This window comes from Paenibacillus sp. SJS-P3, assembly GCF_056711585.1.
This window is the reverse complement of record NZ_CM160043.1, coordinates 1,507,508-1,521,355: the sequence shown is the minus strand read 5'-3', so window position 1 is coordinate 1,521,355 and position 13,848 is coordinate 1,507,508. Positions and strand designations below refer to the sequence as shown.

The following is a 13,848-nucleotide window of genomic DNA, read 5'->3' as shown; positions in this document are numbered from 1 at the left end:
GTTGTCCCCCGGAATAACTCCGACCGGAGTCCATTTTCGAAGGCATACCTTTCATGAGCGTTCCAAATCTTAAACCCTATACTACCGCTAAGCAAAAATAGGGCAAGACTGCAGAAAAGGGCAGCTGCGATCCTGTTTTCTTGAATCTGCTGCTGTACACAGCCGCTGAGTTCTCTACTCTTCGCAATTCATCGCTCCCCTCCGCGGTGATCTGCTGCGCAGAAATCGCCTTTTCCCTTATTATACCATTCGGAGCGCCTATCATGGCCATCGTGTTTTCGTCCCAGCCTGCTCTGCAAGAGTAAAGTCCTTGTTCATCTCCATATGCAAAAACGGCAGCCGAGGGCTGCCGTTTCCATGTTCTCCATTGTCGAACTTCGATTAGCGTTTCGCTACATATTTGCGGATGTCGAAAGCGACCGCCGCAACGATGATCAGTCCTTTGATGATGAGCTGCCAGTACGGACTGACGCCGATGAACGTGAGGCCGTAGTTGATGACGCCGAAGATGAGGACGCCGGCCATGATGCCCGGCACGGTGCCGATGCCGCCGGCCGTCGATACGCCGCCGACGACGCAGGCCGCGATGGCGTCCAGCTCGTACATGTTGCCGGTGTTGTTCGTCGCTCCGCCGGTGCGGGCCGCCTCAAGGACGCCGCCTACGCCATACAAGGCGCCGGCGATCGCATAAATGAAAATCAGGTTGCGGGCAACGTTGATGCCCGATACATGCGCGGCCTGGACGTTGCCGCCGATGGCGTACATGTTTTTGCCCAGCCGTGTTTTGTTGAACAGAACCCAGCAGATGACACCGATCCCGATGGCGATCAGGACAATGTACGGCAGCGTGTAGCCGCCTCCGAAGTCGATATAACCGGAGCCTAATTTCTTGAAGTCATCCCGCAAGCCGGCGATAGGCTGCGAATTGTTGGGATCGCTGTCGAAATACAGCGAGTTGAGTCCATACACCGCCACCATGGTGCCGAGGGTAGCGATGAATGGCGGCACCTTCAGCTTGGCGATGATGAAGCCGTTGACGCAGCCGACGAGCACGCCGGCCAGGATGCCGATGAGAATTGGCCAGCCGACCCAAATTTCATGCAGGTTCGGATAGAACTTGCTCGCGTATTTGTCCATCTGCAGCATGGATGCCGAGACGACAGCCGTGAGGCCGACGACCCGTCCCGCCGACAAGTCGGTGCCGCCTGTAATGAGGATGAAGCCTGCTCCAAGAGCGATGATCGCCCGGGTGGAATTCTGCTGCAGAATATCCCGCAGAGTCGAGTAGGCGAGGAAGTTCGGGTCCATGATCGCGATCGCCACGACCAGCAGGATCAGGACGAGGAAGATCGCTCTCTGCGTGACGAGATATTTCAGGTAGTCAAGGACGGCCCGACCGGCCGGTTTCTTGGCTGGAGTATTCATTTGCGTGCTCATAGTCGTTCATTCCTTTCTGCTAAGCCATCCGCTGCTGCGCGGCGAGGCGCATGATTTCCTGTTCGGTTGCCTTGCGGCCGTCGAGAATGCCGGTCATCCGGCCCTCGCTCATGACCATGATCCGGTCCGACATTCCGAGCAGCTCCGGCATCTCCGAGGAGATCATGATGATGCTGCGGCCCTGCTTCGCGAGCTCGGCGATGATCGTGTAGATTTCGAATTTGGCCCCGACGTCGATGCCGCGGGTAGGCTCATCGAGCAGCAGGATATCCGGATCGGTAAGCAGCCATCTGGCGAGCAGCACCTTCTGCTGGTTGCCGCCGGACAGGTTGCGGATCTGCGTGTCCACGTTCGGCGTTTTCGTACGGAATCGGGCGACATTCTCAGCCGCCTCCCTGCGTCCCTTCTTCTCGTCGATGAGGCCGAAGGCGTTGCGGTAGCGCCCCATGTTGGCGACAATCGTGTTCTCGTAGACGGATAGCACCGGGAAAATGCCGGTCGTGCGGCGCTCTTCGGTGAGGAGCGCGATTTTATGCTTTTTGGCGTCAGCCGGGGATTTGATGGCCACTTTCTTGCCGTCGATGGAGATCGTGCCCGTCTTGAGATGCCGCAGGCCGAACAACGCTTCGATCAGCTCCGTGCGCTGGGCGCCGACCAGGCCTCCGACTCCGAGGATTTCCCCTCGGCGCAGCTCGAAGCTTACATCCTTGAACGACATCGGATTGGAGGAGGTCAGCCCTTCGGCCTTCAGAATGACCGACGATGGCGTATTCGACCTCTCCGGGAACCGCTCGCTCAGATCGCGGCCGACCATGCGGCTGATGATCAGATCCGTCGTCAGTTCGCCGGCATCCCAGGTGCCGACGTATTTGCCGTCCCTCATAATGGTGACTTCATCCGAGATCCGCAAAATTTCCTCCATTTTATGCGAGATATAAATGATGGAAACGCCGCGGCTCCTCAGCTTGTTGATGATCTCGAACAGCTGCTCGACTTCGTTGCCCGTCAAGGAAGAGGTCGGCTCGTCCATGACGATGACCTTGGAATGGAAGGAGACGGCTTTCGCGATTTCCAGCGACTGGATTTTGGATACGGACAGCGACCCGGTCAACGCATAGGGATCGATGTCCAGGTTCAAATCCTGCAGCAGCTCTTTCGTGTCGCGCAGCATGCGGCTGTGGTCCACGAAGAAAAACCAGTGCATCGGAAAACGGCCCAGCCAAATATTCTCCATGACGTCGCGATGCGGAACGGGATGAAGCTCCTGGTGGATCATGGACACTCCGTGCGAGAGAGCAGCTTTGGAGTTGGGAATATCCACCCTCTCGCCGCCGAGGAGAATTTCTCCTTCATCCGGCTTGTAGATGCCGAACAGGCATTTCATCAGGGTGGATTTGCCGGCTCCGTTCTCTCCCATCAGCGCATGCACCGTGCCGGGCCGAACCTTGAGGTTGACCTTGTCGAGCGCCTGCACGCCGGGGAAGGCTTTGGATATGCCTCTCATTTCGAGCAAATAGGGTGAGCTGATCATCGCTGCACCTCCTTGATTGCGTTCTAGTTTCTGGCGCGGGCCAGCAGCGGCCATAGCCAGCCTGGTGGGGACGGCTCCGAACGGCTCCGCCAGCAAGACGGCAAAGGACGACCACGTCTTCTCGCCGAAATCGGCCGTTCGGGATAACCTCCCGTCAAGAGAGCAAAAGGGCTCCGCTTGTTCAAGCCGCGAGCCCTTCGCGTTTCTATTTCCTGCATGGAGACGCGTAATTACTGAGCGTCGGCTACATTGTCCTTGGTGATCTTTTTGTAGGCGATCCAGACGTATTTGCCGTCCGTAATGTCGTAGCCCGTGTTGTCCTTCGTAGGCGTCTCGCCTTTGGCCAATGCCGTCGCCAGCGCAACCGTAGCCGCGCCTTGGTTTTTGGCGTCGTTGAGCACCGTGCCGAGCAAGGAGCCGTCCTGCAGCGCCTGGATGGCCGGGGCCGTCGCATCCACGCCTACGACCGGCATGAACTTGCTGCCTGTGAAGTAGCCGCCTGCTTTGAGGGCTTCGATCGCGCCCAGGGCCATGTCGTCATTGTTCGCGAGAACCGCTTCGATCTTGTCGCCGCGGGCTGCGAGCCAAGTCTGCATCTTATCCTGGCCTTTGGTGCGGTCCCACATCGCCGTATCCTGCTCCAGCTTCTCGACCTTGATGCCCGCGTCCTCGATAGCCTGGATGGAATACTTCGTGCGCAGCTCGGCATCCTGATGCCCAGGCTCGCCCTGCAGCATGACGTACTGCAGAATGCCGTCCTTGTTCTTATCCGCTTCCGGATGGGCTTTCCAGTAGTCGACGATGAGCTGGCCTTCCAGCGTGCCCGATTCCTCGGCTTTGGCGCCGACGTAGTAGACTTTATCCCATTTGTTCATGTCTTCGGCGACCGGCTCCCGGTTCAGGAAGACGACCGGGATGTTGGCCGGCTTGGCTTTGTCGATGATGACGCCGGCAGCCGTGCGGTCAACCGGATTGATCGCCAGAGCCTTGTATTTCTTGGAAATGAACAGATCCACTTTATCGTTCTGCGTCGCCTGGGCATTCTGGCTGTCCACGATATCCAGCTCCGCCTTGTCCTTGGCCGCGTTCGTCATCGCGTTGCGGACGCCGGTCATGAAGGTATCGTCGAACTTATAGATCGCCACGCCGACTTTCGGCTTGTCGCCGCCTCCGTTGCCGCTTCCGGCGTCGCTGCCGCTGTTGTTGTTCGAGCCGCAGCCCGCAGCCGTAACCATGACCGCAGCCATCACTATGGCCAGTGTCGCTCTTTTTTTCATATCCTTTGACCTCCCGGTTCGAATAAGCTTGATTGAGGCTCGCGTCCGCTTCCCTCCCGCAGGAATGCCTTGCGGCCGCTGTTCTCCTCTTTATTATGAAAGGGTTTGCAGAAGATTCGAATAGAAGATTTTCATCTGTTTTATCAAAATCTTCATGTGATTCGGCTCGGATCCGAATGGATTTCTCGGCAGGATGATGAGCCCTCCGATCGCGGCGTATCCGGATCAGGAGTTCTCCTTTCACTTTACGAAAGGGAACAGAAGCTTCTGATTGTCCATCCAGAACATGCTGTCCGGATTCACGACCTTCGTATCCAGAGTGACGGTGCGGTCGACATGGCCGCCTCCCGACAGCTCATGCGCCTGCTGCATGCCGAGGTACCCGGCGTTGAATCCGCTCTGCACGACAAGAATGTCGATGATTCCGTCCTGGAGCAGCTCCAGCTGAGGAACCTCGCTGCCGAAGCCGACGATCTTGACGCGGCTGGCCAGCCCCCGCTTGACTGTTTCCTGCGCGGTGCTGAGCACTCCCTGCTCCTGCAGGGCCACTACGCCGTCAGCCTGCTCCATCAGCAATCGCGCCGCTTCGGCGCAGCCGTCCGGGGAATTTCCGCAGGAATAGCCGGTATGCACCGTTATTCCTTTATGACCGCTCAAAGCTTCCACGACCCCCAGCTCCCGCTGCTCATATCCCGGAGCCTCGGAATCCGAGCCGAGCAGCGAAACGATTCCATTGCCATGCAGAAGCTCCGCCATCGCCTCGCCGGCCATCCTTCCCGCTTCGCGGTTGTTGATGGATATGCTGCTCGCGACTCCCTCGACCGGGTAGGTGTCGTTCAGCGTCACGACCGACGCCCCCGCCTTGCCCGCTTCCTCGGCAATGAGCCGGAGCTGCTGCTCGCTGTCGGGGTCAAGCAGAAGGACCGACGCGCCCTGGGCGATCGCCCTTTGCGCAGCCTTGAGCTGGCCCTCCTCGCCGGAGTCGCTGACGTTGGCGTCCAGATACAGGAGCTGGCTGCCGTATTCCTTCGCCGCCGCCTCCGCCCCAAGCCGGATGGAATCGGCAAGCGCCCCGCTTCTCTGCGGAGCGATGAGCGCGATATGTGCTTCGGCAGGCTTCTCCTTGCTTGCGGCGCCCGCGCAGCCCGAGGCGGCGGCAGTCAGCATGAGCATGGCCAGCCACCCGCCCGCCGCTGCCAAACGTCTATTCATGATCATCGACCTCCTTGATCGCCGGCATCCGGACCCATACGACCGTTCCTTCCTCCAGCTCGCTCTTGAATTCCAGGCCGTACGGCGCTCCATAATACAGCCGGATGCGGTCATGGATGTTCCTCACCGCCACTCCGGAGCCTTTGCCCGTCGCCGAAGGCTCGCGCCCTGCATCCGGCACGGAAGCTCCGTGCAGCAGCAAGGCTGCTTTGACGGAATCCATCCCGGCTCCGTTGTCCTCGATCCTGAACACGAGCATCCCGTCCTCGACGTCCGCGGAGATGTCGATTGTTCCCTCCTCTACGGAATATTCCAGACCATGCTCGATCGCGTTCTCGATCAAGGGCTGCAGCACGATCTTCGGCGTCATGCAGGCTTCCGCTTCCTCGGAAGCGGTAATGGAGAACCGGAACTTGCGGCCGAAACGCATCTGCTGGATGACCAGATAATGATGGGCGTGCTCAAGCTCGTCGCGAGCCGAAATGACATTTTTCCCCTTGCTCAGGCTGATCCGGAACAGCTTGGAGAGCGAGGTGATCATCGTGACGACTTCTTCTCCGCGGCTCATCGCGGCCATGCGGACGACGGAATTCAGCGTATTGTACAGGAAATGGGGATTGATCTGGGCTTGCAGCGCCTCCAGCTCATGCTTGCGCTTGGATTCCTGCTCCTGGACGATCTGCTTCATCAGCTGGCGGATTTTATGGATCATCAGGTTGAACCGGCGGGACAGGCGCTCCACCTCAAGCGGCCCCTCGACCGGCAGCTCCACGTCGAAGTTGCCCCTCTCCACGGCCCGCATCGTGCGCTCCATCCGCTTGATGGGACGGACGATGGACATCGCGAGCAGCATGCTGACGAGCACGACGAGAACAAGAACGCCGGCCACGACGCGTACGAGATAGCGGTTGACCTCCTCGCGGCTCGTCAGGATGTCGTCCATGTACGATACCCCGATGATTTTCCAGCCGATATTGGCGACGGATTTGACTGTGATGAGTCGCTTGTTTCCGTTCATATCCTCCACATAGTCCGAAGAAGCGACGAGCGCCTGCTCGACATTCTCGCTTTTGAGCCCCATATAGATGAGCTGCTGCTGGGGATGGTACACGATGTTGCCTGCGCCTTCGTCGATGATATAGGCATATCCGCGATGGCCGAGGCTGATCCGGCTGCACAGCTCGTCGATCTGCTTGAAGTTCATGTCCACGAGCAGGATCACTTCCTGCGGCCGGCCGTCGCGGACGACGGTGATCCGCTTGCTCATGGATACGACCCACTGGTAGGAGCCTTTATATAGATTCTGGATATGGGGGAGCGAAAAGCTGAGATGATCCGGCACCCGGATCGCCGCCTGGAACCATCCCTGGCCGGTCGCGTTGGCGCTCGGCCTGAGAGCTGCAGCTGGACGGTTCTTGAGCAGCTTGCCGCCGCTGTCGAACAGCGTGATCGAGACGATGTCGTCGCGGCTGCCCATCAGCGTGTCCAGCTGCTTGTCCACCTGCTGGCCGTCCCATTCTCCGTTCTTCAGCATGTTGACCTCAATCGCTCTGTAAAAGCTGGCCATGCCGCTGATATAGTCCTCCAGGTTGTAGCTGACCTGGTCTACCGTCTGCCTGGCGGCAAGAAAGGCGCTTCGCTCGGTCGAAGCCGAAAATTTCTCATGGAGAAGGACGGCGACGGTCGTAATCGCGACCACGATCATGATGGAGAAGGACCAGATCACGATGGACTGGATGCTGCTTACCCGCGATTTTCGCAGCTTCTGCTTGATCCAGCCCGGCATTTCCGGCCGGAACATTCCGCCCCTCATCCTTCCTGTCCGGACGGACTGGCGTCCTTGATCCGGCTCCGGTATTCCTTCGGCGTGCTGCCGGTATGTTTCTTGAAGCAGAAGCTGAAGTAATTCGGCTCGGAGAAGCCGATGCGCTCGGCGATCTCAAACGCTTTGAGCTCCGTCGTGCGAAGCAGCTCCTGTGCCCTGTCCATGCGCAGCTGCATGACGTATTGGAGGAAGGTCAGCTTGACCTCCTTCTTGAACAAGCCGCAGAAATAGCCGGCGCTGATATGAAGATGGGAGCATACCATCGGAATCGACAGATCCGAATCATGAATGCGTTCCCGTGTAAAGGACATCGCCTCTTCGATCAGATCGCGGTAGGCATGCTGCCGCTTCCCGGAGATTCGGCCCATGACGGCCCCGCACATCTCCGTTATCCAGCGCCGGGCTTCGGCCAGCCCGGTCATCCGGACGATCTCGGCATAGGGCTGGAAGCCGGCGCCGAGCACATCCTCCATGTCGACGTCGGAAGACTGGGCGGTGCGCCAGACCGTCGTCAGCACCTCGCTCAAGTAGAGCTGGATGCCGCTCGAAGTATGCTCCGCCTTGATTTCCCCGAAGATCGTCTCGAGAACGGCCTCCAGCTCCTCCGAGGTTCCAACCTTCAGGCAGCGGGACAGCGCCTGCTGCCGCAGCTCATCGAGAAGCAGAGGAGAGGAGCCTCGCCTCTCCACGTCCTCGATGAACAGAAGGCGGCCGGCGCCCGGCACGAGCCGATAGTCAAGAGCAAGCAGAGCCTCGTCGTACGATGATTTGATGCCGCTCAGCCGGCCCTTGGCAGCTCCTGATCCGATCGTGACGGGCATGCGCAGATAGTGCTCGACGCTGCGGACGATATGCTCCAGCGCGTTCTGCAGCTTCTCTTTCCAGGACTCGTCCGTCTTGCCGAAGCCAAGCAGAACGACATGGTCCTGATGGATGAACGCAGTTCCGAACTCCCTGCCCTCCCATATTTCCCCGGCAATATTGAGGACGGCGAACAGCTTGAGATCGACATCAGGAGAGGTTCGCAGCGATTGGACCTCAGGAGCAGGCAGCTCCGCCTCCACTCCGGCGCTGTCCAGACTGATGACCGAAACGGAGCAGCCCTCTCCTTCCAGGCTCAAGCCGTAATGGCGGGCCTTATCCCGGATGACCGGCTCCGGAAGCTTTCGGTGCAGCAAGGAGGAGAGGAAGTTGGCCTTCAGCAAGGGAAGGCTCGTATGATAATGCTCCTTGAGCTTGCGCATGTCTTCCCGCTCCGCGATTTCAAGCTCCATGCGCGTTTGCAGCTTATGCAGAAGCTCGGTCAAGCTCGCAGCCGAGAACGGCTTGAGCAAATATTCGTCTACGCTGAGAGAGACGGCCTGCCGGGCGTAGTCGAACTCGTCATAACCGGTCAGGATAACCGTTTTGACAAGGGGCGATTCGGTTTTCAGCCTGCGGACCAGCTCCATCCCGTCGACGAACGGCATCCGGATGTCTGTAATGACGACATCAGGCTCCAGGCGCTGAGCAAGCTCAAGCGCTTCCAGGCCGTTCTCTGCCGTCCCCGCTACGGTAAATCCGCAGGCCTCCCAATCGATCTCGCTCAGCAAGCCCTCCCTTACGTCGGCTTCGTCATCGGCCAGCAATACGCGGTACATCCTGATTCCTCCTTATGGCATGCGGCTCTCCTTAGGTCATGAAGCCGCTCTCATTTTCCTTATGCAAGCTCCTCAGGGAAGCTTCATCAAGATATCAGGTTATTCCACGGCTGTAAATCTCCTCTTTTTCGGCATGAAGGCCGCTGCCAAGGCTCGGATATGTCGTGTTAGCGCGGAGGATAGACAAAAAAACCCGCTTGCGCTTTCGTCATGAAAGCACAAGCGGGCTGCTGCCCCTGCAAATCATTGCCTCATCCATCGGGGCCAGCCATTTCCTCCTCAAACAGCACGGAAATCGCATAGCCCTATCGGGAAATTACTTGGAATGAAGAATCTCCGGCGTTGTAAGCTGATCGTAGAAATCGACGATGTTGTCCTTGTTGTCGGAGTTGCGCAGCGCCATCGCGGAACGCGGATGCTCATCGAGCAGGCCGGTTATCATGTAGGGCATGATGTAGCCCCACTCTTCCTTCTCGCGGAGAGGAAGCATATGCTTCTCGATCATTTCCAGCACGGGGCGCACTTCGTACTTCGTATTCGGAAGATGCGACACGAGCAGCTCCGTGTTGCAGTTGCCGGCGGCGCGGCCCATGCCGTATACGGAGGTGTCGAGGAATTCCACGCCTTTGTCGACAGCGAGCAGCGTGTTGGCAAAAGCAAGCTGCTGATTGTTGTGCGTATGCACGCCCAGCTTCTTGTTCGGCAAATGCTGCTTGAATTTGTCGATCAGGTAGGCCATGTCGTTCGGCTTGAGGCTGCCGTACGAATCCACGACGTAGACCACATCGACGACGCTTTCGCGGATGGCGTCGAATGCCTCGATCAGCTGATTTTCCATGACGTTCGACAGCGCCATGATGTTGAGCGTCGTCTCGTAGCCGCGTTCATGGAACAAGGACACGAGCTCGAGAGCCTTGTCCACATCCTGGATGTAGCAGGCGACGCGGATCAGATCCAGCATGCTGTCGACGCGCGGCAGAATATCCGCTTCGTCCACTCGGCCGATATCCACGAGTGCCGACAGCTTCGTATTCCCTTTGTTCGGGATGACTTTGCGCAGGAACTCATCATTCAGGAAGCGCCAAGGGCCGGCAGAGTCGGCACCCTTGAGCAGCTTGGGCGAATTCTTATATCCAATCTCCATATATTCAACGCCGGCCTCATCCAGGCTGCGATACAAATCTTGCACAAACTCAATGCTGAAATCCCAGTTATTGACAAGACCTCCATCGCGAACCGTGCAGTCGACGATTTTGCTGATGCTGTTTTTGGAAGACATGGGCACAGAACTCCTTCATCATAAACTTTCTTACTATAATACGGGAAAACGGTAAAGAACGCAAAGGCAAACCGCGTCCCGTTCTTGGCATCCCGATTGAGGCGACTCCGACCGCCGACACGTATCGATGTGCAATGCGGATGTGCAGAACTATGCTCGGAGCAGCAGCTCCGCAAGCGTCCGTGTCATGACTCCGGTCGCGCCCTTGGTTTCCCAGCCGCGTGCGCGGCTGATCCACGCCGTACCGGCAATGTCGATGTGAATCCACGGCTTCTCTTCCGCGAAAGCCCCGATGAACATGCCGGCGATGCTGGCCGCAGCGTAGCTGCCGCCTTTGTTCTTCAGGTCGGCAGCCTCGGAATCGAGCTGCTTCCGGTACTCCGGATAGGCCGGCAGCGGCCATACCCGCTCGCCGGACCGCTTGGAGGCTTCCTGCAAGCCGCTCAGCAGCTCGTCGTCGTTGCCCATGATGCCGGAGGTGATATCGCCGTAAGCGGCCACGACTGCGCCGGTCAGCGTCGCGACATCCACAAGCTTCGTCGCTCCCCGCCGAATCGCTGTCGTAAGGCCGTCCGCCAGCACGATGCGTCCTTCCGCATCGGTATTGACGATTTCTACGGTCATGCCGTTCATCATCGTCACGACGTCTCCCGGCTTGAAAGCCCGGTCGGAAATCATGTTCTCCGCTGCCGGAATGACCGCCACCACGTTGACCTTCGGCTTCTCGATCGCGATGATGCGCATCGCTCCGAGCACGGCTGCAGCCCCGCCCATATCCATGATCATGTCTTCCATTCCCGCTATCCGCTTCAAGGAGTAGCCGCCCGTATCGAAGGTGACCCCTTTGCCGACGAGGCCCCATTTCTCCTCGCTGCCCGGATCGCCCTCATAATGGAGCACGATCATTCGCGGCTGATGCTGGCTTCCCTTGCCTACCGCGAGCAGTCCTCCCATGCCTTGCTCGAGGGCGCTCCACTCGTCGATGACTTCGCAGTCCAGGCCGTATTCGGCTGCAAGACGTTCAGCATGCTCGGCGAGCGCCTCCGGAATCAGCTCATTCGCCGGAAGATGCACGAGATCCCTCGCCTCGGCGACCGCTTCGGCCATGACAATGCCCCTTTGGACGCCCGCTTCCCACTCCTTCCGCAGACCGGAATCGACGCCATCGGGAAGATAGACAGCCAGCTCCGCTGAAGCCTGCTCCTTGGGAGTTCCCGTCGTTTTGGTCCGATCATAGGCCCCGAGCAGGATGCCCTCCGCCAGAGCCTGGCCGGCTAGGGCTGTCGTGCAGCCGCTTGTTCCGCCGTACAGCTGGGCCGTTACGAGCAGCCTTGCGGCAGAGGCGCGGCTGGAACGGACTTCCTTGGAAGCCTGAGCTCCGAGGCGGCGGATGTCGTCCGCGTCCAGAGTGCCGGAGGACAAGCCGATGAATGCCGCGCTGTCTGCCGGATGCAGCCCGAGAAGAGGCATCGTCTGCCCGGACTGGCCGCTTTTGAGCAGGCCTTTGGACGCCAGTGCCTGAACCGCTTGCTGAATGGCCGGAATCGAGAGCGGATCCGCTTCCTCCCGGGCGGCGGTTGCGTGATTCTCATCCTGCAGGCCGGCAGCATCCACCGGCCGAATGATCAGCTCCCAATCCTGTTTGGATTGATGCTCCGTATATTTCAACTTGATTTTCATTGTTGTCATCCTTTCCTTGACCCGGCTGCCGGACGGCAAAAAACCGGGAGCTTGTATCCTCCCGATTTTAAGCCCTTACTCTGCGATTGGCAAATAAACGGTGAACACCGTGCCTTCACCGGCCGAGCTCGTGACGCGGATCGTTCCGCCGTGGTTGCGGATGATTCGATAGCTGACCGACAAGCCGAGACCCGTACCGGATTCCTTGGTCGTAAAAAAAGGATCGAACAGACGGTTTAGCGTCGAACGATCCATTCCTTTGCCGTTGTCCTTGACGGTGATTTCGGCAAATCCGGCTTGTCTTCGCAGCACCACGTCGATCCTTCCGGGCCTCTCCCCGTTCAGTTCGCCGATGGCATCCATCGCATTCTTGAATATATTGAGAACGACCTGCTTGATCTGCTTGACGTCGATGGAGACCAGCATGTCGACTTCATGCGATTCCAGGTAAATCTCGCAATTGTGCAGGAGCGCCTCGCTCTCGCTGAGCAGGCTTACTTCTTTGAGCAAGGATGTGAGGGATATGGTTTGCTTCATCGGCGCCGTAGGCTTGGAGGAGTTGAGGAACTCATAAATGATGTCGTTGGCCCGGTCGATCTCGGCCACCATGATCTTGGCGTATTCTTCTTTGCCCAGCTCGACCAGATGAGGCCGGAGCAGCTGGATGAATCCCCGTATCGAGGTCAGGGGATTGCGTATTTCATGCGCGATGGATGCGGCGATCTTGCCGAGCATCGCCAGCTTGTCGTTCTGGTATGCCGTCTGCTCGATCTGCTTGTACTCGGACACGTCCTTCATGCTGATCAGATAATCGCCGTCCAGCTGCTCGCTGGAGGTGGCCGTGATCAGCAGATGCCGTCCGCCGCTGTCCTGGAACTCGAAGTATTTGTTGCGGCGAAGGATGATTTCCCGGTAGAGCCTCACCAGCAGCCGCCTCGTCGTGCGGCTCAGCTGCTGATGCCTCAATATATCCAGGATGCTGCAGCCGATCAAGGTTTTGCGGGGGACATCCAGGAATCTCGCCATCTGCAGATTCATGAACGTCAGCATGTTGTCGTTGTCGAACAAGGCGATTCCGCTGTCCATATGCTGCAGGACATTCTCATACTTGCTCTTGACCCTCTCGAAGGAACGATAGGAGCGGGAGAGCATCTCCCGCATCTCCGTGTACCTCTGATCCGGCGTCCGCTCCTGCTGATGCCTGAATCGGTAAGCGACCATCAGCTCGATCAAAAAAAGAAAAGACCGGTTGTACAATTCCAGCGCTTCCTCCGACTCCACGTTGAGGACGATGTTGCGCATGCATTCTTCATGGACGGCTATGACCTCTTCGGGGCCGATATTGTGAAAGGTCTTCCCAAGTTCCGTAGCCTGGTAAAGCGAAGCCTCACTACCGCTGCGGATGTATTCGGCAAGCGCCGGAAAATAGCGCTTTCGAATTGCCTGCATTAACTCTGCTCCTCTCCTGTGGCGAACAGCTGAAGCTGCACCGGCGTAGAGTCCATGTAGTAGGAGGGAGGCAGCCACTTGCGGAAAGTGATGCAGATGCCGACTCGGCGGGTAATGGCCATATCCCATTCCTCGGACCAGAGCGATCTCCATTCTTCCTCCATCTCGGGGGAAAAATCGCTGCTGCCGATCAAGGACCATTCCATTCCGGTTTCTCCGGAATCGCCCCTTACCCGTCCCATCAGCATTTGGCTCCTTTGATGCATTTCCACGAAACAGCCTGACAATTCCGATATGGCGTACGCGATCCGCGTCTGGTCGATGATCCCGAAACCGAGATCCCTCGCAAGCTCTCTGCCTCTCTGGCGAGCCTTGATGGCATCCTTGACATTGTTGATGTTGAACAATTCCATCTCCATGTACGAGTCCCGCCCCCCGTTCCATTCTGGATGCTTGGATACGTGTTCAAGCCGTCGTATTCGTACATTTATCATAGGTTTCGCTAATATCAGTGTCAA

Annotated in this window: 10 protein-coding genes; all 10 read right to left on the bottom strand. The window is 58.2% G+C overall.

Annotation, left to right across the window (positions count from 1 at the left end):
- Window positions 1-381 precede the first annotated feature (381 nt).
- The 10 genes from mglC to AC06G8_RS06895 all read right to left on the bottom strand — a co-directional run bounded on the left by mglC (window position 382) and on the right by AC06G8_RS06895 (window position 13,749).
- Window positions 382-1,425 (bottom strand): galactose/methyl galactoside ABC transporter permease MglC, encoded by a 1,044-nt coding sequence (gene mglC / locus AC06G8_RS06940; RefSeq protein WP_447664953.1) that lies wholly within the window; start codon window positions 1,423-1,425, stop codon window positions 382-384.
- 31 nt (window positions 1,426-1,456) lie between these two features.
- A complete protein-coding gene (locus AC06G8_RS06935) occupies window positions 1,457-2,968 on the bottom strand; it encodes a sugar ABC transporter ATP-binding protein (RefSeq protein ID WP_480284818.1) in 1,512 nt (503 codons plus the stop codon).
- A 230-nt stretch (window positions 2,969-3,198) separates the two neighbouring features.
- Window positions 3,199-4,245: a galactose ABC transporter substrate-binding protein gene (locus AC06G8_RS06930; protein ID WP_480284817.1), complete on the bottom strand. Its 1,047-nt coding sequence runs from the start codon at window positions 4,243-4,245 to the stop codon at window positions 3,199-3,201.
- 240 nt (window positions 4,246-4,485) lie between these two features.
- Complete coding sequence (locus tag AC06G8_RS06925) at window positions 4,486-5,457, bottom strand: substrate-binding domain-containing protein (RefSeq protein WP_480284816.1); 972 nt, start codon at window positions 5,455-5,457, stop codon at window positions 4,486-4,488.
- Window positions 5,450-7,258, bottom strand: a complete 1,809-nt coding sequence (locus tag AC06G8_RS06920; RefSeq protein WP_480284815.1) for a histidine kinase — start codon at window positions 7,256-7,258, stop codon at window positions 5,450-5,452. The genes AC06G8_RS06925 and AC06G8_RS06920 overlap by 8 nt, the downstream gene beginning before the upstream one ends.
- 8 nt (window positions 7,259-7,266) lie before the next feature.
- Window positions 7,267-8,922, bottom strand: a complete 1,656-nt coding sequence (locus AC06G8_RS06915) for a response regulator (protein ID WP_480284814.1) — start codon at window positions 8,920-8,922, stop codon at window positions 7,267-7,269.
- A 316-nt stretch (window positions 8,923-9,238) separates the two neighbouring features.
- Window positions 9,239-10,201: an aldolase catalytic domain-containing protein gene (locus AC06G8_RS06910; RefSeq protein WP_447664926.1), complete on the bottom strand. Its 963-nt coding sequence runs from the start codon at window positions 10,199-10,201 to the stop codon at window positions 9,239-9,241.
- A gap of 150 nt (window positions 10,202-10,351) precedes the next feature.
- Entirely contained in the window at window positions 10,352-11,881 is a 1,530-nt protein-coding gene (locus tag AC06G8_RS06905; protein ID WP_480284813.1) for a leucyl aminopeptidase, read from the bottom strand.
- A gap of 75 nt (window positions 11,882-11,956) precedes the next feature.
- Window positions 11,957-13,330 (bottom strand): ATP-binding protein, encoded by a 1,374-nt coding sequence (locus AC06G8_RS06900; protein WP_447664924.1) that lies wholly within the window; start codon window positions 13,328-13,330, stop codon window positions 11,957-11,959.
- The gene (locus tag AC06G8_RS06895; RefSeq protein WP_447664923.1) at window positions 13,330-13,749 is read right to left on the bottom strand and encodes an ATP-binding protein; all 420 of its coding nucleotides are present in this window, start codon (window positions 13,747-13,749) and stop codon (window positions 13,330-13,332) included. Before AC06G8_RS06895 ends, AC06G8_RS06900 begins: the two co-directional genes overlap by 1 nt.
- Between the last annotated feature and the right edge of the window lie 99 nt (window positions 13,750-13,848).